A 20,956-nucleotide genomic window follows, 5' to 3' on the forward strand; every position below is an offset into this window, starting at 1 on the left:
ACGCCTCATTGCGCCAGCCAGCCGCCGTCGATGTTCCATGCTGCGCCACGCACCTGCTGCGCCGCCGAACTGCACAGAAACAGCGCCAGCTCGCCGAGCTGCTGCGGGGTGACGAAGGCCTGCGACGGCTGCTTCTCGGCCAGCAGCGCCGTGCGCGCCTGCTCGGGCGATTCGCCTGCGGCGATGCGCGCGTCGATCTGCCGCTGCACCAGGGGCGTGAGCACCCAGCCGGGACAGATGGCATTGCAGGTGACGCCGCTCAGGGCGGTTTCCAGCGCCACCACCTTGGTCAGGCCGAGCACGCCGTGCTTGGCCGCGACGTAGGCCGCCTTGCCGAGCGAGCCGACGCTGCCGTGCACCGAGGCGATGTTGATGATGCGCCCCCAGTCCTGCGCGCGCATGTCCGGCAGGGCCAGGCGCGTGCAATGGAATACCGCGCTGAGGTTGAGCGCGAGGATGGCGTCCCAGCGTTCGGCCGGAAAGTCCTGCAGCGGCGCGACATGCTGGATGCCGGCATTGTTGACCAGGATATCGACCCGGCCGAACTCGCGCCGGGCGTAGTCGAACAGCGCCTCGATCTGCGCCGGGTCGGCGAGGTCGGCGGCGTGGTAGCCGACGCGTCCTTCGTGGCGCGCCAGCTGTTCGGCCGCGGCCTGCCAGTCGCCGAAACCGTTGAGAATGACGCTGGCGCCGTTGCGCGCCAGCACCTCGGCGATGCCGAGGCCGATCCCGCTGGTCGAGCCGGTGATCAGAGCGGTCTTTCCATTGAGCATCATGGGGTTCCTTGTCGTGTGAGATGAAGCTGCAGCGGCTGCGGCGCCGCTCGCGCTTGCCGGAAAAAAGGCCGGGCCAGCTGGCCCGGCAAGGCTTTCACGAGGAGTAATCGCGATAGGCGGGGTGCGGCCTTACCAGAGCGGCAGGCTGTAGCTGACGATGAAGCGGTTCTCGTCCAGATCCGGGCCGAAGTTGCTGCGCGTGGTGGCGTTGCGCAGACGCAGGCCGAGGTTCTTCAGCGGGCCGCTCTGCACCACGTAGGCCAGGTCGGTGTTGCGCTCCCAGGTCTTGCCCTCGCTTTGCCCGGCGCCGCGGTCGACGTTGTCGCCGGACAGGTAACGGGTCATCAGGCTCAGGCCGGGGACGCCGAGGGCGGCGAAGTCGAAGTCGTAGCGCAGCTGCCAGGAGCGCTCGTCCTGGTTGCCGAAGTCGTTGATCTGCACCAGGTTGATCAGCGCGTTGTCGGCTCCGGCGATGTAGGCGAAGCCGGTGTCGCCGGACAGGTGCTGGTAGCCGGCGGTGAAGCCGTGGCTGCCGAGGCGATAGGTGAACAGCGCACCGAAGGCGTCGTTGTCGACGTTGCTGCCGCCATCATCGGTGGAGCGCGCGTAGCGGATGTCCGACTTGAAGCTCTGGCCCTCGCCCAGCGGCAGCTGGTGCACCAGGTTGACCAGGTGCTGCTTGTAGATGCCGTCGAGGCCGCCGTAGTAGTAGCTGGTGGCCAGCTCCGGGGTCCACTGGTAGCGGCCGCCGGCGAAGATGAACTCGTCGCTGGTCCGCGTGCTGCCCAGCACGATGTTGCGGCGGCCGCCATTGAACACGGCCATTTCCTCGTTATCCGAGGAGTCGCGCTGGTTGACCCGGTCCAGTCGGCCGAGGTCCAGGCTCAGCCCCTCGATCTCGTTGCTGCTCAGCCAGGCACCGCGAAAGGTCTGCGGCAGCAGGCGGCTGTCGTTGCGCATCAGCGCCGGCAGCAGCGGTTGCAGGGTGCCGAGCTTGAGGGTGCTGTTGGAGGCGCGCAGCTTGGCGGTGAAGCCGGCTTCGCCGTATTCGTCCTGGGCGCGTCTGGGCGCTTCGCGGTCGCTTTTCAGCAGGCCGGTGCCGATGCGGTCCGGGCTGGAGTCGAGCTTGAGGCCGAGCAGGCCGATGGCGTCGATGCCGAAACCGATGGGGCCCTCGGTGTAGCCGGACTCGAAGCGCAGCATGAAGCCCTGCGCCCATTCCTCGGCCTTGCTCTGCGCCGCGCCGCTCTGGCGGAAGTCGCGATTGAAGTAGAAATTGCGCGCATCGAGTACGGCCTTGCTGTCGTCGACGAAGGCGGCGCTGGCGGGGCTGGCGGCGATCAGTACGGCGCCGCCGCAAAGCAGCTGGCAGAGGGAGCTGTGGTGCAGTCGCATGGTATTTCCTCTTGTTGTTATGGGCCGCGTTGCGCGGCCGCAAGAGGCAGAGCGAGAAGCGTGCCAGCCCCTCCAGGCAGGCGGCCTGTCGGCGCAATGCCGCGGGCCAGAGCCTTTCGGCGCAAATGCTGGGGGGTCGGGGCCGGCGCGCGGAGTGTCCGCTGCGCTGGACATGTCGGCTGGCCCCGGCATTGGCTGTCCAGGCCGATGGACGGCGCCGGCCCGGGCGGCCGGCGCCATGCTTCAGTGGCCGTTGCGGCTACCGACGCAGACGAAGCTGCTGGCGGTGTTCACGTCGCCCTTGCCGCGGTACTTCGGCCAGCCGGGGTATTCGCACAGCGGACGGGTGCGGCCCGGCACGCCGACGCTGTCGGCGACGATCTGCCCGCGCGGCGCGCGGCCTCGTTCGACCCAATCCTCCAGTGCGCTGAGCGAATCCCAGGCGGCGTTGAACAGGGTGCTGGCGGCATGGCCGTAGCCGGGAATCTCGTAGTAGCGCAGAAAGCGCCGGGTCTTGCCCGGGCCCATGTCGCGGCGGATGCGCTCGTAGTACTCGGCGCTGGCACGGCTGCTCACCAGCTGGTCGGCGGTGCCGTGGGCGATGAGCAGCTTGCCGCCGTTATCGGCGAAGGCCGAGAGGTCGGTCCGGTTGACGTCCTGGCGCAGCGACAGCTCGCTGATGCGCGGCAGCCAGGGGCCGGGCGCCTCGGGGTCGAGGCCGAGCGAATCGAAGGTCGGGTTGCGCGTCACGAAGTGGCGCACCCATTCGTCCCAGAACCCGGAATGGTAGGGCGCGCCGTCGGCGAAGCCGGTGCCGTGGACGGGCATCGGGTAGGTCGGCTGCAGGGTGTTGAGGCCGAGTCGATTGACCACCAGCTGCACGCCCTCGCCCGGTCGGCCGAGGTCGCTGCCCCAGGCGTTGAAGCCTGGGTAGTGGGTCTCGCCACTGGCCAGCGGAAAGTTGAAGCGGATCGGCGTGTTGAACACCCGCAGCGCCTCGATCTGCGCATCGGACAGGCAGCGCTGCGAGCTGTCGGCGCCACCGGGGCAGCGCAACGGCCGACCGTCGAGCCGGGCGCTGGCCGGGTCGAAGCGCGCGTTGCACGCGGCCTGGTGGCTGACCACGCGATCGCGCACGCCGTCCAGCCCGTCGCAGGCCTGCAGGGCCGCCTCGAGCAGGGCGGCGCGTTTTTCCAGGCTGGGAAAGGCGCCGGGCGCAGCCAGCGCGCGGGTGATGCGGCCGAACTGCAGGTTCAGCGCCAGCGCGTTGTAGGCCGGGTAGAGGGCGATGGCGCCGTCGAAGTCGGTCGGCCACTGCTGCACCACCGCCAGCGCCTCGCGGCCGCCGGTCGAGCCGCCGGCGAAGTAGCTGCGCTCGGGCAGGCTGCCGTAATGCAGCGCGATGAGATGCCGGGCGGCGTCGCGGGCCTTCTTCAGCGCGTCATGGGCGTAGTTGGCCAGGGCCTCCTCGTTCCAGGCGAACGCGCCGGGGCTGAAGGGATCGGCGACGTGCCCGGAGTCGCTGGCGAACACCGCATAGCCGCGGCCCAGTGGCGTGGGCTGGTCCAGCGGGCCGGCCGGCAGGTTGCCGGCGACGTTGGGCACGCTGCCGTTGTAGCCGCCGCCTCCGAACATCATCGCCTTGCGATTCCAGCGCTCGGGAAGCACCAGGCGCATGCGGATGGTGGGCGCGGCGGGGTCGAGCGGACGGATCTCGGCGGCGACGTCGCAATAGGCGCCGAAGGTCTGCGGCGCGCTGCCACCGGCGGCAACCGAAGTCACCGAGACCACCTGCGCGCCGCGGGTCGGCAGGCCGATGGCCTCTTCCGGCACCTGCACGCCGAGCAGGCCGGCGCAGCTGGCGGCCTGCGCCAGCGGAGTGGTGAGTAGCGTTGCGGTCAGCGCCGCCAATGGCAGGAAACAGCGCGATAACGGGTTGTAGCGCAGAGGGCTCATGGAAATGTCCTTTTTCTTGTTGTCGGGAGGCTGCGCCGAACGGGCGCGGAAGTAGCAAAGCCAATCCCGTGCCAGCACCCCGGCGGCAGCCGCCTGACGGGCGCCGATGGCTCTATGGCGGGCCTTGGCGCACTGGGACCGGAGGGCGGCGCGGGGCCGCGACAGGCCGGTGATGTCCACACCAGCGGACAGCTGTCCACTTCATCAGACAGCGCGCCGGGTGCGCCGTGCGCCCCAGTTGTCCGTGCGCTAGCGCTGGCTCAGGCCGTGCTGCTGCAGCTTGCTGTACAGGCTGGCGCGGGAGATGCCCAGCTCCATGGCGGCGCGGCGGCGGTTGCCCTTGCAGGCCACCAGCATGCTCTGCAGGGCACGCCGCTCGGCCTGGGCAAGGGTCTGCGCCAGCGGCTGCACGGGTTCGTCGGCACCGGGCGCGGCCGGGCTGGTCGGCGTTTCCGTCGCCGCGGCGCTGCCGGGAGCGGCCAGCAGTGGCTGCAACTGGGGCACATCCAGCAGCGGGCCGTCGACATCCAGCTGGGCGCGCTCGAGCAGGTTGCGCAGCTCGCGCACGTTGCCCTTCCACGGCTGGCGGGCGAGCAGGCTCAGCGCCTTGTGGCTCAGCTCCATGGGCGCCTGGCCGGAGCGATTGGCGATATCGTCGAGGAGAAATTCGACCAGCGCCGGGATGTCCTCGCGCCGCTCGCGCAGGGGCGGTACCTGCAGGGCGAGCACGTTGAGGCGGTAGTACAGATCGCCGCGAAACTGCCCGGCCGCCACCTTGGCTTCCAGGTCGATATGGGTGGCGGCGATCACCCGCACGTTGAGCGGCTTGACCTGGTTGGAGCCGAGCGGCTCCACCTCCTGCTCCTGCAGCACGCGCAGCAGCTTGGCCTGCAACGGCAGCGGCAGGTCGCCGATCTCGTCGAGAAACAGCGTGCCGCCGTTGGCCACCTCGAACTTGCCGATGCGCGCCTTGCGCTCGGCGCCGGTGAAGGCGCCGGGCGCGGTGCCGAACAGCTCGGCCTCGACCAGGGTTTCCGGGATCGCCGCGACGTTGACCGCGACGAAGGGGCCGTTGGCCCGCGGCGACAGGTTGTGAATGCCCTGGGCCAGCAGCTCCTTGCCGGTGCCGGTCTCGCCGCGAATCAGCACCGTGGCATCCAGCTGCGCGGCACGGCGCGCCTGGCGCTTCACCTCGCTGGCTGCCGCGCTGGCGCCGATGAAGCCGGCGATGGTGTAGCGCGCACGACGCGCCTTGGCCAGCTCGTGCTGGGTGGCGAGCAGCTGGCTCTGCAGGTTGGCGTACTTGGCCATCAGCGGCTTGAGATGGCGGGCGCGGTCGAACAGGACGAAACCGAGGGCGCCGACCAGGGTGCCGTCCTCGTCGCGCAGGGGGATGCGGGTGACCACGAAGTGCTCGTCGCCGAAGGCCATCAGGTCGAGCATGCTCGGCTGGCCGCTTTCCACCACCTCTCGCAGGCGGCTGGCCGGCAGCACCTCTTCGACCTCCTTGCCCAGCGCACTGCGCGGGTCGCTGATGCCGACCTTCTGCGCGTACTTGTCGTTGATCCAGACGATGCGCGCCTGGCGATTGACCGCGATGGTGCCCTCGCACTGGGCGTCGAGGTGGTCGAACAGCAGCGGCATGGCCACGGCGCGAAAGCGCTCGGGCGACACGCCGATGATCAGGCCGTGCTGGTCGAGGTCGTCACGGGAAATGGCCATGGCAGTTGCGCCTCCATCGGTTGATCCAGGTAATGACGCAAGCCCTGCCGCGTGGGCAGGGCATTGCGCATGCAGCCATGACGGTCACGGGCCGCCATACACCTCGTTGGGCAACCAGGTGGCCAGGGCCTCGAAATGAAACACCAGGGCCAGGCCGAGCAGTTGCAGGGCAATGAACGGCAGCACCCCCAGGTAGATATGCCGGGTGGTGATCCCCGGCGGGCACACGCCCTTGATGTAGAACAGGGCGAAGCCCACCGGCGGGGTGAGGAAGGAGGTCTGCAGGCACAGGGCGAAGAGGATGGCGAACCACAGCGGGTCCACGCCCATGGCGAACAGCACCGGCGCCACCAGCGGCAGGACGATCAGGGTGATCTCCACCCAGTCGAGGAAGAAACCCAGCAGGAAGGTGATGAACAGGACGGTGAGCAGCACGCCGGTCTGGCCGAACGGCAGGCTGGTCAGCGCCGCACGCACCACGTCGTCGCCGCCGAGGCCGCGCAGCACCGCGGCGAACACCGTGGCGCCGATGAAGATGCCGAAGATGAACGCAGTGGTGCGGCTGGTCTGGTACAGCGCGTCCTTGATCACCGCCAGATTCAGGCGCCGGCTGAACCAGGCCATCAGCACCGCGCCGGCCGCGCCAACGGCCGAGGCCTCGGTGGTGGTGGCGATGCCGAAGAAGATCGAGCCGAGCACGGCGAGAATCAGCCCCAGCGGTGGCACCACGGCCAGCAGCACGTCGAGCAGGGCACGCATGTCCAGTGGCTGACGATCCTTCGGCGCCGGGGCGAAGTCCTTGTTCAGCCAGGCGGCGATCAGGATGTACAGCACGTAGAGCACGCCGAGCAGCATGCCCGGGATCAGCGCGCCCATGAACAGCTTGCCGACCGAAGCCGCCGGTGTGCCCAGGCGGTCGGCCATCAGCACCAGCATGATGCTCGGCGGCACCAGGATGCCCAGGGTGCCCACCGAGCAGGCCGTGCCCACCGCCAGGCTCTTGTTGTAGTTGGCCTGCAGCATCGGGCCGAGCGAGAGCAGGCCGAGCAGCACCACCGAGGCACCGACGATGCCGGTGGAGGCGGCCAGCAGCACGCCGACGATGACCACCGTGATGGCGTAGCCGCCGCGCAGCGGGCCGAGCACGCGCACCAGGCTGTGCATCAGGCGCTCGGCGATGCCGGAGCGGTCGAGCATGATGCCCATGAAGATGAACAGCGGCAGCGCCACCATCAGCTCGTTGGCGACGATGCCGTAGATGCGCGCGTCCAGCACGCCGATGGTGCCGCTCCAGGTGAACCAGAGTTCGGCGTCGAAATAGTTCACCAGCACATGGCCGACGACCGCGAAGATCAGGCCGACCCCTGCCAGCGACCAGGCCACGGGAAAGCCGAGCAGCAGCAGCCCCATGAAGCTGGCGAACATGGCGATAACCAGAATTTGTTCCAGACCCATCATTTCAGCCTCGTGATCAGGGGTGCGGGTGAGCGCCGTTGGCGGGCTCGTCGGGCGCATCGATGGCCCGCGGGAAATGCAGCAGCAGGGTGCTGCAGCGCGAGGCGCGGGCGATCAGGGCAATGGCCACAAGAATCAGCCCCAGCGGCAGCACGCTCTTGAACACGAAGCGATAGGGCAGCCCGCTCGGCGCCTGCGAGTGCTCCATGTAGACGAAGGCGGTGTGGGCGTAGGCCAGCAGGCTGTCGATCATCAGCACGATCACCGGCAGGGCCAGCAGGACGATGCCCAGCAGCTCGATCCAGGCCTGGGCGCGCAGGGGGAATTTCTCGCGCAGCACGTCGACGCGCACATGGTCGTCGCGCACCACGGCGTAGCCCAGCGAGAGCATCATGGCGGCGCCGAACAGGTGCCAGGACAGCTCCTCCAGGGCGATCGAGCCACGCGACAGGATGAAGCGGCTGAACACGTTGCACAGCACCACCAGCAGCACGGCCAGCCACAGCCAGGCGCTGGCCTTGCCGATGGCGGCGACGAGACGGTCCAGAATGCTGGACAGGCGGTTATGGGGTAGCGCCGCAGCGGCGGATGTGGGGTGTTGCATCGGGAAAACCTCGGGCAGGAAGGCGCGACGGGCCGCGGCATGGCCGGGCCCGTGCAGGGTCACTGGGCGTGATCAGTCGTGCTGGTAGTAGTCCCGTGGCAGGTAACCCATACCGTGCCAGGTGGCGTGCTGCGCCATGAACTCGCGCTGGCTGCTCAGCACGCGCTTGAACATCGGGTCCTTGGCGGCCATCTCGTCCAGCACCTCGTTGCTCACGCGTTGCAGTTCGCGCAGCACCGGCTCGGGCAGCACCTGCGGTTTGACCCCTTCCTGCTGGTAGGCGGCCAGGGCGGCCGGCTGGGCCCATTCGCTCTCGGCGAAGCCCTTGAGCGTGGCCGACTCGCAGCCCATCTCGATCAGCGCGCGGCTCTGCGGCGTCAGCTTGTTCCACACGTCCTGGTTGACCAGCAGGTGCGAGGTGGTGAGGGTCTGGTGCCAGCCCGGCATGATGTAGTTCTTGATGATCTGGTCGAGGCCGAGCATCTTGTCGATCGCCGGCTGGGAGAACTCGGTGGCGTCGATGGTCTTGCGCTCCAGCGCCTGGTAGATCTCGCCGCCGGGGATCATGGTCACCGAGGCGCCGAGCTTCTCCAGCACCTTGCCGCCGATGCCGGCGAAGCGGATGCGCAGGCCGTCGAAGTCCTTCAGCTGCTCGATCGGCCGGGCGAACCAGCCGGCGCCTTCCGGGCCGATGATGCTGCACAGCATCGGGTGGATCTTGTGCGGTGCGTAGATTTCTTCCAGCAGCTTCTTGCCGTCGCCCTGGTAGTACCAGGCCAGGTAGGCCGGCGGCTCCATGTTGAAGGGCGCGCCGGAGTACAGCGGCAGCGCCGGGATGCTGCCCTGGTCATAACCGATCCAGGTGTAGCCGGCCGGGTACTTGCCGCTGCTCACCGCGTTCATGATCTCGAAGGGCGGCACCAGCTCGCCCGGCTCGTAGTAGCGCAGCTGGATGTCGCCGCCGGAGATGGCCTTGAGCGATTCGGAAAGGTGCTTGACCGGGGTGGTCAGGCCCACCAGGTGGGAGGGGAAGGCCAGGGGCACCTGCCAGCGGATCTTCTCGCTGGCCATCGCCGGGCTGGCCAGCAGACTGCCGGCGAGCAGCGCGGCGGCGGAGATACCCAGGGTCAGGCGGGAAAACGAATGTGTGACGGACATGCTGGAGTTCCTTCTTGTTGTTGTAGTTGTTTTCGAACAACGGTCAGGTCGCTCGCGCCTGCACGGAATGCTCCGCGCCGCGGCAGCGCCTGCCAGTAGCCTGTGTGGCAATGCGATCTCTATGCCAGCTTCCGGCGCCCTTATAAAACAGCGAGTTAGAGCGCATTCACACCGCCAGCACGGCGGCCAAGTCTTGAAATCTGGACAGTTACGCGAAGCACCCGCCAGACATGTCCAGAAATACGGACATGTCTGGCGGCGGTGGACAGCCTAAGAGGCGAGCCGTCGGCCGCACTCGCCTCGCGTTTCAGCCGTGCGCGGGCACGCTCCTGCCCGCCAGGCGTCGCCTCAGTTGCTGCAGCGTCCGGCCTGGAAATGGCCCTGAGCCGTTTCCCGCACCCAGGTGCTGAGCCCGGACAGGCTGCCCAGGTACTGGTTGCCGCCGACGGTGTAGTAACCGTAATAGGCACGGCCGGCCATCACGTGGCTGAGGTTGCTGGCGTTCCACTCCTGGCAGGTGAAGGCCTGGCCGCTGCCGCCGCAGGCGGCGGGCCGCTGCGCGTACCAGCGTCCCGGCTCGCCCTCGTACAGCGGAACGTTGCTCCAGGTGTCGAACGAGCCACCGATGTCCACGCCGTCGTCCTTGGCGTAGGCGCGCAGGTTGGAGGTGCCGCCGGCGTAGGCGCGACCGGCGCCGATGTGGACGGAGGGCGAGGCGCTGACGACCTGGCAGGTTTCCACCGGGGCGTTGGGATCGTAGACCTCCACGGTACGGGTGAGCGTGCTGCGGTTGCCGTCGCTGTCAGTGGCCGAATAGAGGCAGCTGTAGCTGCCGACGACGCTCGGGTTCACCGCGCTGCAGTCGGCGCTGACCGGCAGGCTGCCGTCTTCCGCGTCGCTGGCGCTGGCACCGGGATCATTGAAGGTGCTGCCCAGCGGCACCGACAGCGGGTTGTCGCCCTGCAGAACAATCACCGGATGCCCCTGCGGCTGGCTACCGTCACGGCTGTGGCGGCTGAAGAAGTCCCAGATGATGTCGGGATAGCTGGGGCCGACCTGAAGCGACCATTTGCCGTTGTTGCCCTGGGCACCGCCAATCCAGTAGTGGCCGTGGTTGGTGTCCTGGGGGTTGGGCGTGGCCAGGGGGCCGTCGTAGATGACGGTTTCCACCAGCGAGCGAGTCGCCGTGGTGCCGTCCTGGGTGTAGGCGATGTGACGGCAGCCGTAGTCGTTCTGATGGTAGGGCGAGCAACCGGTATCGGAGGCCTTGGTGGTCGCCGGGGTGTTGCGGCTGGCGCTGCCGAATACCTGCAGATGGGCGTCGCGCATGTTGTTGGCCGCGGTCTGCAGCACGGTGCAGTCGTTCCTGTTCTGCAGAATCATCAGGGGAATCGGGTAGGCGTCGTTGACTTCGCTGCGCATGTCGGCCGCGACCTGGCTGACGCTGCGGAAGGTGGCCGAGCCCGGGCATTGCCCGGACAGCGAGACCGAAGACGCCGTTTCCCGGTACGGCAGGCCTGCCGCCGGCGCTGCCGCCGCCCAGTACTCGTTGTAGGCCACGGCAGCGACCAGGGACATGGCGCCGCCGGACGACAGGCCGGTGATGAAGCGCCGGTTGGCGTCGATGACGAAGTTGGCTTCCACCTGCTGGGCGATGCGATGCAGGTCCGCGACCTCCCCGCCACCCTGGTGGATGTGCTGCTCGAACCAGAAGCCCCAGCAGTTCTCGTTGCGCAGCCCGTCGTAGCTAGTGATGAAGGGCGCCACCAGAATGAAGCCGTAGCGATCCGCCGCCGCCTTGAGGCCCCAGTCGTTGAGCACGTCGTCGTTGGTCTGCCGGCAGCCATGCAGCGCCATCACCATGGGGGCAGGCGTGCTCAGGCCGGTAGGGACATACACCTTGTAGCTGCGCTCGCGCGAGCCGCTGTAGGCCTGTTGCGGGGAGGTGTAGGAGAAGGTTTGCCCCGCCGTGACCGTGGTCGGCCACAGCAGGATCATCAGCAGGGAACACAGGGCAGCAGTGAAAAAGCGGCAAAGACGCTGATCCGCCATGCCTTGGGGCAAGGATTGCTTGGTCATGGGCGTACTCCGTTATTGACGTTGTTTTCTGGAGGTGCGCGAACCACCCTGGGACAGCTCCGAACTGCGGCTGCCCGCCAGACGCTCGCCCTGACGTCTTTGGAATATTCATGCCAACCGGCAAGGCCCAATGTTTTCAATGAGTTGGCGTCAGCGGCGGGCTGAAGCGCAGGTCGTTTCCAAGATCTCGGACAGTTTTATCCGGCCCGCGCCCGCGCAGCGGCCCTTTGTGTCCAGAAGTCGGGAGGAGGCTGTCCAGCGGGTCAGACCCCGGGCCGGCAGCGCCCCGTCCCAGAGCGCCCTGCCCCGCTCCACCGGCATGCGCTCGACCAGGTCCGTCACGGCCTGGATGCCGGCAGCAGCCGCACCAGCAGCGCACCGCAGGAGGCGACGATGGCCAGCGCCACCACCCCGCTCCAGCCCCACTGCGCCAGCGCCATGCTGCCCAGCCCGGCACCGCTCGCCATGCCGACGAACACCCCGGTGAACAGCACCGCATTCAGGCGGCTGCGCGCCGGCGGGTCGATGCCGTAGACGATGGTCTGATGGGCGACCAGCGTCGCCTGGATGGCGAAGTCGAAGCCGATGGCGGCGACCACGATCAGGCCCAGCTGGGCCTCGAACGGCAGCGCCTCGACCAGGCCCAGCAGGGCGAACGAGCCCAGCGTCAATGCCGCGCCGAGGCGGGTCACGCCTTCGGGACCGCGACGATCGGCCAGGCGCCCGGCGAGCGGCGCCGCCAGGGCACCGGCCGCACCGGCCAGGCCGAACGCCCCGGCCGCCGCGCTGCCCAGACCGAAGCGGGCATGCAGCATCACCGCCAGCGTCGACCAGAACGCGCTGAACGCCACCGACAACAGCCCCTGGGCCAGCGCCGCGCGGCGCAGGGCCGGATAGCGCGACCAGAGCTTGAGCATCGAGCCAAGCAGCGCGCCATAGCCCAGCGAGGTGGTCGCGGCGAAGCGCGGCAGGCCCCGCCAGGCACCGATGGCGAACAGCGCGATGGAGATTGCCGCCACCCCATACACCGCGCGCCAGCCGAACTGCTCGGCGATCAGTCCGCTCATCACCCGCGACAGCAGAATGCCGAGCAGCAGACCGGTCATCACCGTGCCCACCACCGTGCCGCGCTCGTTCTCCGGGGCCATGGTGGCGGCGGCCGGGACGATGTCCTGGGCCATGGTGGCGGCGAGGCCGATGGCCAGGCTGGCGACCAGCAGGGCCCCCACGCCCGGCGCAATGCTGCTCAGCAGCAGGGCCAGCATCAGCATGCCGGCCTTGGCCAGGATGATCCGCCGCCGGTCGTAGCGGTCCCCCAGCGGCGCCAGCAGCAGGATGCCCAGGGCGTAGCCGAGCTGCGTCAGCATCGGCACCATGCCGACGGCACGCTCGCCAGCCTGGATGTCGGCGCCCAGCACACCCAGCATCGGCTGGCTGTAGTAGAGGGTGGCGACGCTCAGCCCGGCCCCCGTGGCCAGGAGAAGCACGAGCCCGCGCGATAACGCGGGTGCGCTGTGCGCCAGCGCGGGGGAGCAAGGTGTCGAGGTCATGAGCGTTTTCCCAGAGGCTTGAACGAGGGCATCATTCTCATCGCGTATCGAAAGGCGCTGTAGTAGCCTTCCAGGCAAATCAGTTATGCACTTTACGTATGAGCGAACTCGTCACCAGCCTCGATCGCATCGAACTGCTGCGCACCTTCATCCGCATCGTCGACGCCGGCAGCCTGTCGGCCGCCGCCGCGCAGCTGAACACCACGCAGCCCACCGTCAGCCGTCGCCTGCAGACGCTGGAGCGCTCGCTGGGCCTGCAGCTGCTCAACCGCACCACCCACGGCATGCAGCTGACCGGCGATGGCGAGCGCTGCTACACCTACGCCAGGCAGGTGCTGGAAAGCTGGACGGAGATGGAGGACGAGCTGATCGGCGCACGCGAAGACCCTCGCGGCACGCTGCGCGTGCAGGTGCCTCACGCCTTCGGCCAGGACCAGCTGATCGCCCCGCTGGGGGAGTACCTGCGTCGCTACCCGAAGGTGAGCGTGGAGTGGGTGCTGCACGATCGCAGCCCCGACTTCACCGCCGAGGGCATCGACTGTGCGATTCAGGTCGGCTTCATCGAAGACCCGTCGGTGGTCGCCATCCGCCTCGGCGAAGTGCCGCGGATCGTGGTCGCGGCGCCGGAGCTGCTCGGCGACGAGCCGCTGGCCGCATCGACCGAACAGCTGCAGCGCCTGCCCTGGCTGGCACTACGCACCTACTACACCGACGAGGTGGTGCTGACCTGCCTGCGTGACGGTCGCTCGCACCGCTTTGCGATCCAGCCGCGGATGAGCACCGACAGCCTCTATGCCCTGCGCAGCGCCGCGCTCGCCGGGCTCGGCGCCTGCGTCAGCTCGGCCTGGATAGTCGCCCGCGATATCGAGGAAGGCCGCCTGGTCCAGTTGATCCCGCAATGGCAGGCCGCGCCCCTGCCGGTCTACCTGATCTACCCACATGCGCGCAGCTACCCGGCCAAGTTGCGCCTGTTCGCCGAGCTGATCCGCAGCCGCATGCCGAACCTCGTCGGCCTGCGCGCAGCAGGTGCCGAAGGTGCGCAGCCGGGCAGCCGTCACTGACGCGCCGTGCTCAGCGCAGCTTCTCCAGCATCTGGTAGTACCACATGCCGGCGGCCAGCATCGGGTTGCCGAGCTGGTCGCCCAGCGGCACCTTGATGTGCCTGCAGGCGGCGAAGGTGTCGTACTGCTCCAGGTCGCCGGTGATGGCCTTGGCCATGATCTCGCCCATAATGTGGGTGGTGGCGATGCCGTGGCCGGAGTAGCCCTGGCAATACCAGACGTTGCTCGACAGCTTGCCCAGCTGCGGAATGCGGTTCATCACGATGCCCATGGCGCAGCTCCACTGGTAGTCGATCTGCACGCCCTTGAGCTGCGGGAAGGTGCGCTCGATGCACGGGCGCAGCTCGCCGGCGATATCCCGCGAATCACGCCCGGAGTAGTTACAGCCGCCGCCGAACAGCAGGCGACCATCGGCGGTGAGGCGGTAGTAGTCGAGCACGAAGCGGCAGTCGTACACCGCCAGGTCCTGCGGGTTGATCTCTTTCGCCAGCTCGCCCAGCGGCGCGGTGGTGACGATGCCGCCCATGGCCGGGAAGATCAGGCCCTTGAGCTTGCGCCGCTCCAGCTTGTGGTAGACGTCGCCGGCCAGCAGCACCTGCTTGGCCTCGATCCGCCCGCCGCGGGTGACCACCGCCGGACGCGCGCCGTGGACGATATCCAGCACCTCGGAATGCTCGAAGATCAGCGCGCCCAGGCTCTCGGCGGCCCTGGCCTCGCCGATGCACAGGTTGAGCGGGTGCAGGTGCATGTTGCGGGTGTTTCTGATCGCCCCGCAGTACAGCTCGCTGCCCAGTTGCGCACGCACGCCGTCGGCGTCGAGCAGGGTCACCTCGTCACCCATGCCGCGGCGCAGCGCCTCCTCGAAGGAAGCCTTGAGCTCGTCCATATGGCTGGGCTTCATCGCCGCGTGCAGATGGCCGTGCTTGAGGTCGCAGTCGATGCCGTATTTGGCCACGCGGTTCTTGATGATCTCGTGGCCGCGCCAGCGCAGGTGCCAGATGAAGTCGTCCACCTCCTCGCCCAGCGTGTTGCGCATCTGCTTGCGCATGGCCTCGTCGCCGGACAGGCTGCCGGTGACCTGGCCGCCGTTGCGCCCGCTGGCGCCCCAGCCGACCTTGTTGGTTTCCACCACGGCCACTTTCAGGCCGCGCTCGGCCAGCTCCACCGCCGTGGCGATGCCGGTGAAGCCGCCGCCGATGATGGCCACGTCCACCGTCACGCTGCCCTGCAGCGTCGGGTAGTCGGTCTCGAAGTTGAGCGAGGCCGAGTAATAGGACGGCGCGCGCTCGGCGGCGGGTTTGACGGGTTGGGTGATGGCGTTCATTGCAAAGTCCTCGAAGCGGCTATACGCCGTAGGGTGCGCCGTGCGCACCATGTATGGGTTCGGTGCGCCCAGCGCACCCTACTCAGGCGTTACTCAGATACCAGCGCCAGTCCTGCTCGCCGACCTCGCCCATGAACTGGCGATACTCGGCGCGCTTGACCGCGAGAAACACCTTGAGGAACTCCGCGCCGAAGGCGTCGCGCGCCCAGCCGGAGCGCTCCAGCGCCTGGATCGAAGTCAGCCAGTCGGTGGGCAGCAGCTCCTTGGCCTGGGCATAGCCGTTGCCCTGCACCGGCTCACCCGGATCGAGCCCCTCGCGAATGCCGCGGTGGATGCCGGCGAGGATCGCCGCCGCGGCCAGATAGGGGTTGGCGTCGGCGCCGCAGATGCGGTGCTCGACATGCCGGGTCGGCGCCGGGCCGCCCGGCACGCGCAGGCTGACGGTGCGGTTGTCCACGCCCCAGGTCGGCGCCAGCGGCGCGTAGCTGTTGGCCTGGAAGCGCCGGTAGGAGTTGGCGTTGGGGCAGAACAGCAGCAGCGAATCGAGCAGGCTGGCGAGCATGCCGCCGACCGCCTGGCGCAGCAGCGGCGTACCCGAAGGATCCTCGCTGGCAAACAGATTGTTGCCCTGCCCGTCGGCCAGGCTGACGTGCATATGCATGCCGGTGCCAGCCAGATCATCGAACGGCTTGGCCATAAAGCAGGCCTGCATGCCGTGGGCGTGGGCCACGCCCTTGACCAGGCGCTTGTAGCGCACCGCCTGGTCCATCGCCGCCAGCGCCGGGCCGTGTTCCAGGGTGATCTCGACCTGGCCGGGAGCGTATTCGGAAATCGCCGTGCGCGCCGGGATGCCCTGGGCCTTGCAGGCCGCGTAGAGATCACGCAAGAACGGCTCGATCTGTTCCAGCTCGCGCAGGCCGTAGACCTGGGTCTGCCGCGGGCGACCGCCGTCGGCGTCCAGCGCCGGCTGCGGGCGGCCCTGGGCATCGCGTTTCTGATCGAGCAGGTAGAACTCCAGTTCGCAGGCCATCACCGGGTGGTAGCCGTCGGCCTCGAGCTGCTCGATCACCCGCACCAGCAACTGACGCGGATCGGCCGGCGTGGCCGGCAGGCCTTCGCTGGGGTGCATCGATACCTGCACCGCGGCGGTGGGGATCTGCCGCCAGGGCAGGCGCACCAGGCTGCCGGGCAGCGGGTAGGCGCGGCAGTCGATATCGCCCACCTCCCAGACCAGGCCGGAGTCCTCGACGTCCTCACCCTGGATGGACAGGCCGAGCATGGTGCTCGGCAGTGGCCGGCCGCTCTGGTACAGCGCCAGCAGCTCCTCGCGGTGCAGCAGCTTGCCGCGCGGCACGCCATTGGCGTCGAGGATGAACAGCTCGATTAGCTCGATATCGGGGTTGTGCGCGAGGAAGTCCAAGGCTTCCTGCGCGGGGGCGAAAGTCGTCATATCGCACTCGCTTGCGCCAGTCGGGCGCTCGGTGTCCGCACGGCCCATTCGATTCTCGAACAGGTTGCACAGGCAGACAAATGGGCATCAGCGGCTGCGGACATGGCGCAGCCATCGGAGTCAGCGGGTGGGGACGATGTCCGGCGGGCGCGCGTGGCGGCAATGCCACAGCGCCCAGAAGGCGAGGATGATGGTCAGCAGCGGGTTGAGCCGCTCGAGCAGGCGGCGCCGCGCCGGGGCGCGGTGGAGCGGAACATGGACTTGGCAGGCCGGGGAGTTCATGGCTTGGCAGCGTCGCACAGGGTTTGACGTGCGTTAAATCGGGATTTTCATACGCTTGGTTATGCGCCAGCTAAACAATCCTGCCCGTGCCAACCAAGTCGACCCGCAGGGTGCGCCATGCGCACCCTTAACCGAACGGCAGCCAGCGGTGCGCTCAGCGCACCCTACGGCTCCGGCCGATAGCCCAGACGCAAGCCGCCCCAATGCCGCCCGCGCACCATGATCGGCACCGACAGGTCGTGCATCAGCTCGCCGGTATCGCGCATGTAGGTCTGCAGCAGCAGCGCCTGCCTGTGGCTGCCGCAACGGATGCCGGTGCGGTCGTTGAACAGGCGCTTGCCGCGGCTCTTGGCGGCATCCACCGCGGCATCGCCGGTGGGCGGATGGTTGAAGGCGGCGTTATGCGTCGGCACATAGCCTTCCGGCGTGGTGCAGATGGCGAATACCAGCCCTTCATGGCGCTTGAGCAGAGGCTCCTGCAAGGCCGGCAGAACCTGATCGGCATACTGGTCGAAGCGGGTGCGATATTTCTGCGGCTGGGTACCGGGTATCGGCTGGTAGTTGCGATCGAACAGTTCGTCGATGCCGATGCGTCCGGCCTGCAGGTCCTGTTCGAACTGCGCGGCGATGGCCGCAGCCCCTTCGCGGGCGAGGTCGTAGGCACGCTGGTGATAATCGTCCAGGCCCACTTCGGCGAGCTGCTCGCTGACCGTTTCCGCCAGCCCCACCAGATGCTCGGCGGCACCGGCCAGCTTGCGGGTCTCGCCCTCGCTGTCCTGCACGTCGCTCTGCAACTGCAGCGCGGCGGTGGACATGCTGGCCAGACGCTGATGATTGTCCGCCGTGCCGGCGCTGATCTGCGCCACCTGCTGCTCGACCTCCTCGGCCTGGTCGGCGATGCCGTGCAGCTGCCCGCCGGCCGACTCGATCTGCTGCGCGGCCTGTTCCAGCTCGACGCTCTGGCGCTGGATATGGGCGACCACCGCAGCGCTCTGCTGACGGATGTCGGCGACCATCTGGCTGACCTCGCCGGTGGCGCTGGCGGTGCGCGCGGCGAGGTTGCGCACCTCGTCGGCGACCACGGCAAAGCCGCGGCCCATCTCGCCGGCACGCGCGGCCTCGATGGCGGCGTTGAGCGCCAGCAGGTTGGTCTGGCTGGCAATGGACTGGATCACCTGGGTGACCTGCTCGATCTGCTCGGTACGACTGCCCAGGCCGTCGATCAGCTCCCGGCTGGCCAGGGTCTGTGCGCTGAGCTGCTGCATGCGGGCGATGGCCTCGCTGAGTTCGGCCTGACCGCTGGCGCTGGCATCGCGTACCTGGCGCGCGGCGCTGAGGGTCTGCTCGGCGCGGGCGGCGCTGTCCTGTTCGGTATGGGTGATGGCCTCGGCCGCCTGGCTGACCTGCTGCACCGCCGCCAACTGCGATTGCAGGCGCTCGGCCAGCAGCTTGACCGCATGGGCGACCTTGGCCGCGGACAGCGCGTTGTGGCAGGTGTGCCGCGACAGGCCGCGGCTCAGCTCGATGAACTCGTTGCCAGCGGTTTGCCGCGCTGCGGACTGCGACGCATCCTCGCGTCGCTGCCAGGGCCCCAGCCAGGGCCACAGTGCCAGGAGCAGGAACGACGGCACGCTGACATAGGATGGCAACTGCGTCTGCTGATAGACCAGCATCAACGCGGCCAGCCCCAATGCATGCAAGACAAAGGCAATTGGCGAGCGGATAAAGGCAGCTTGCATGACCGACCTCGAAGTTCTTGTTCTTGGGCGCGGTGAGGCGCTGTAGGCGGACGGTGTCACGACGATTTCTCCTCGAACATCCCACGCAGCCTGGGCAGCAGGCTAGGTGATCGACAGGCCCGGCGGCAGAGACGCGCACTTGGGGCAGGATGGTTTCGATTCGAGCACCCCGGAAGGTCCACCACCATCACACTTTAGTCGCAGATGGCCGCCACCAGCGAGCCGCATCATCCAGCCAGCCGGTGGCGCTGGATGAAACGCCTGTCCAGCCAGTCCTTGCAGCGCCCATACAGCTGCCCGCCCGCGCTCCAGTCGTGCCAACCGAGCAGCGCTCCGCCATCGCCGGTGGCCAGCAAGGCCAGGCTCTGCCATTGCGCGCGATACGGCCGCAGCGGTCGACCGACCAGGGCGGCCTGCAGGTTGGCCGTGAGCACTGGCGCCTGCCGCACCGCGAAGCGCCCGCTGCGGCGCATGCCGTCGAGGCTGGCGCTGTCGCCCACGGCGAAGATCTGCCCATGCGACTCGCTCTGCAGGGTCGGGCGGATGGCGACGAAACCCGCCGCATCGCGCGCCAGGCCGCTGGCGGCCAGCCAGGGCCAGGGCCGTGCGCCGCTGGCCAGCAGCAGCCGCCGGCCGCGCCACACCGGCTCGTCGCCGCTGAGCAGCCAGTCGTCCTCGATCCGCCCGATCGGGCAGTGCTCGCGCACCTGCACGCCACGCTGACGCAGCAGGCCCAGCGCGCGCAGGCGCAACCCAGGCGCCAGGCCGGCGAGCAGCGGCCCGCCGCAGAACAGCGCCACCCCCGGCACCTTGTCGGCCAGTGCCAGCGCCAGCTCGACGCCTCCCGCGCCGCCGCCGAGGATGGCCATGCGCCGTGGCTCGGCCTGCCATTGCCGCCAGCCCTCGAGCAGCGCACCGATGGGCCTGGCCGCCAGCACCTGCATGGCATCGCCCTGCTGCGGCGGTATGGCCATGCCGGCACCGACATTGAGCGACAACCACTCGGCCGCAAGGCTGCGCCCATCTACCAGGTGCAGCACGCGGGCATCGGCATCCAGCGCGGCGATCTCGCCCTCGATCAGCTCCACCTTGGCCGCGCGGCACAGCGGCTGCAGTTCCACGCGGCAGTCCGCCTCGCTGAAGCGGCCGCTGATCAGCCCCGGCAGCATGCCGGCGTACCAGGCGTCGGGGCCGAGCGCGAGCACACCGATGCGTCCCGGCGGCCGCTCCACCAGCGCCCAGCGGCGCAGCACACCCAGGTGGGCGTGGCCGGCTCCAGCCAGCAGCAGGTCGTAGCGACTCATGGCTTTCTCGATCCGTCGCGGTACTGGCTCGGCGTCTGCCCGGTCCAGCGCTTGAAGGCACGACCGAAACTGCTGCTGTCGCTGAACCCCAGCAGGTAGGCGATCTCGCTGATGGAGCAGCGCGGATCGCGCATATGGCGCAGGGCCAGGGCGTGGCGGGTGTCGCCGAGCAGCGCCTCGTAGTTGGTGCCTTCCTCGGCCAGATGGCGCTGCAGGCTGCGCAGGCTCAGGTGCAGGGCCTGGGCGATGCGTTCGGCCGACGGTTCGCCATCCGGCAGGCGGGCCTCCAGACAACTGCGCACCCGCTCGCTGTAACTGGCCACCTGCAGTTGTTCGAGGCTGCGCTTGAGCACCGCCTCGTTGTGCTCGGCCAGCTCGGGATTGCCGTCATCCAGACGCTGCTCGAAGGCGGCGCAAGGAAAGCGCAGCAGGCTTTCTGCGGCATCGAACTGCAGCGGCGCGCGAAACACCGCCTGCCAGGGCGCCGGGTCGGCAGGCCGAGGACGCTGCAACTGCACCAGCAACGGCGAAAAGTCACGACTCAGGCGGTTGCGGCAGCTGCGCACGTAGATCGCGGCGAAGGCATCCAGCGCCTCCGGAGCCGGCGGCGGGCTGCCCGGCGGCACGCGAAAGCGGAATTCGTAGACCTCGCCCACCCGGCAAAGCTCCAGCTCAAGCGCATCGCTGACCACCCGGTGGTAGCGCACGATGCGCTCGAACATCTCGCGCAGGCTGCTGCTGGCGATCAGCGCGTAGCCCAGGGCGTGAAAGGTGGTCGGGCTGACGAACTGCGAGGTCTTCAGGCCCAGCGCCGGGTCGCCCGTGGCCGCCACCGCCAGCTGCCACAGGCGGGTGGTGACCGATAGCGGGCAGCGCGCGTTGGGATCGTCGAGCAGCGCCGGGTCGAGGCCGGCGGCGCGGCACAGCGCGGCGCTGTCCAGGCCGAGGGCGTCGAGCTGCTTGCGCAAAGCGCGCGTCCAGCTGGCCAGGGTGGTGGGTTCGGCAGTCATGCAGATTGGCGTATCCGGTAGGCAGGTTGGCGTGCTCGGTCGGGCGCACCGACGGTCGTCGCGGCACAGTGAGGTCACGGCCCCATGACAA

At 68.7% G+C, this 20,956-nt stretch carries 16 protein-coding genes; 1 reads left to right on the forward strand and 15 read right to left on the reverse strand.

What is annotated here, in order from left to right; all coding sequences use genetic code 11:
- Positions 1-5 precede the first annotated feature (5 nt).
- From L1F06_RS23530 to L1F06_RS23570, 9 genes are all read right to left on the reverse strand, one after another.
- A complete protein-coding gene (locus L1F06_RS23530) occupies positions 6-776 on the reverse strand; it encodes a 3-hydroxybutyrate dehydrogenase (RefSeq protein WP_012020121.1) in 771 nt (256 codons plus the stop codon).
- 129 nt (positions 777-905) lie between these two features.
- Complete coding sequence (locus L1F06_RS23535) at positions 906-2,171, reverse strand: OprD family porin (RefSeq protein ID WP_012020122.1); 1,266 nt, start codon at positions 2,169-2,171, stop codon at positions 906-908.
- 243 nt (positions 2,172-2,414) lie between these two features.
- On the reverse strand, positions 2,415-4,127 hold the full coding sequence (locus L1F06_RS23540; protein ID WP_129483655.1) for a tannase/feruloyl esterase family alpha/beta hydrolase: 1,713 nt from the start codon (positions 4,125-4,127) through the stop codon (positions 2,415-2,417).
- A 249-nt stretch (positions 4,128-4,376) separates the two neighbouring features.
- Positions 4,377-5,849, reverse strand: coding sequence for a sigma-54 interaction domain-containing protein (locus L1F06_RS23545; protein ID WP_129483656.1), 1,473 nt, complete (start codon positions 5,847-5,849; stop codon positions 4,377-4,379).
- 84 nt (positions 5,850-5,933) lie between these two features.
- Complete coding sequence (locus tag L1F06_RS23550; protein ID WP_003242484.1) at positions 5,934-7,304, reverse strand: TRAP transporter large permease; 1,371 nt, start codon at positions 7,302-7,304, stop codon at positions 5,934-5,936.
- A gap of 16 nt (positions 7,305-7,320) precedes the next feature.
- Positions 7,321-7,908, reverse strand: a complete 588-nt coding sequence (locus tag L1F06_RS23555; protein ID WP_012020126.1) for a TRAP transporter small permease subunit — start codon at positions 7,906-7,908, stop codon at positions 7,321-7,323.
- Between the two features lie 72 nt (positions 7,909-7,980).
- Entirely contained in the window at positions 7,981-9,066 is a 1,086-nt protein-coding gene (locus L1F06_RS23560) for a TRAP transporter substrate-binding protein (RefSeq protein ID WP_012020127.1), read from the reverse strand.
- A gap of 348 nt (positions 9,067-9,414) precedes the next feature.
- Positions 9,415-11,145, reverse strand: coding sequence for an extracellular catalytic domain type 1 short-chain-length polyhydroxyalkanoate depolymerase (locus tag L1F06_RS23565; RefSeq protein WP_129483657.1), 1,731 nt, complete (start codon positions 11,143-11,145; stop codon positions 9,415-9,417).
- A 338-nt stretch (positions 11,146-11,483) separates the two neighbouring features.
- On the reverse strand, positions 11,484-12,695 hold the full coding sequence (locus L1F06_RS23570) for an MFS transporter (RefSeq protein WP_129483658.1): 1,212 nt from the start codon (positions 12,693-12,695) through the stop codon (positions 11,484-11,486).
- A 98-nt stretch (positions 12,696-12,793) separates the two neighbouring features.
- Between L1F06_RS23570 and L1F06_RS23575 the strand changes: the two genes are divergently transcribed.
- A complete protein-coding gene (locus tag L1F06_RS23575; RefSeq protein ID WP_129483659.1) occupies positions 12,794-13,756 on the forward strand; it encodes a LysR family transcriptional regulator in 963 nt (320 codons plus the stop codon).
- 10 nt (positions 13,757-13,766) lie between these two features.
- On the opposite strand, the gene L1F06_RS23580 is transcribed toward L1F06_RS23575, so the two are convergent.
- The 6 genes from L1F06_RS23580 to L1F06_RS23605 form a co-directional block, all read right to left on the reverse strand.
- A complete protein-coding gene (locus tag L1F06_RS23580) occupies positions 13,767-15,080 on the reverse strand; it encodes an NAD(P)/FAD-dependent oxidoreductase (protein ID WP_129483660.1) in 1,314 nt (437 codons plus the stop codon).
- An 82-nt stretch (positions 15,081-15,162) separates the two neighbouring features.
- Positions 15,163-16,530, reverse strand: coding sequence for a glutamine synthetase family protein (locus L1F06_RS23585; RefSeq protein WP_129483661.1), 1,368 nt, complete (start codon positions 16,528-16,530; stop codon positions 15,163-15,165).
- Between the two features lie 120 nt (positions 16,531-16,650).
- Positions 16,651-16,830 carry a hypothetical protein gene (locus L1F06_RS23590; RefSeq protein WP_129483662.1) on the reverse strand — a complete coding sequence of 60 codons (180 nt, stop codon included), beginning with the start codon at positions 16,828-16,830 and terminating at the stop codon, positions 16,651-16,653.
- A gap of 146 nt (positions 16,831-16,976) precedes the next feature.
- A complete protein-coding gene (locus tag L1F06_RS23595; RefSeq protein WP_177491266.1) occupies positions 16,977-18,551 on the reverse strand; it encodes a methyl-accepting chemotaxis protein in 1,575 nt (524 codons plus the stop codon).
- A gap of 227 nt (positions 18,552-18,778) precedes the next feature.
- A complete protein-coding gene (locus L1F06_RS23600; protein ID WP_129483663.1) occupies positions 18,779-19,855 on the reverse strand; it encodes an FAD-dependent oxidoreductase in 1,077 nt (358 codons plus the stop codon).
- Positions 19,852-20,865 (reverse strand): AraC family transcriptional regulator, encoded by a 1,014-nt coding sequence (locus L1F06_RS23605; protein ID WP_129483664.1) that lies wholly within the window; start codon positions 20,863-20,865, stop codon positions 19,852-19,854. The genes L1F06_RS23600 and L1F06_RS23605 overlap by 4 nt, the downstream gene beginning before the upstream one ends.
- Between the last annotated feature and the right edge of the window lie 91 nt (positions 20,866-20,956).

This window comes from Pseudomonas hydrolytica, assembly GCF_021495345.1.
GTDB lineage: Bacteria > Pseudomonadota > Gammaproteobacteria > Pseudomonadales > Pseudomonadaceae > Aquipseudomonas > Aquipseudomonas hydrolytica.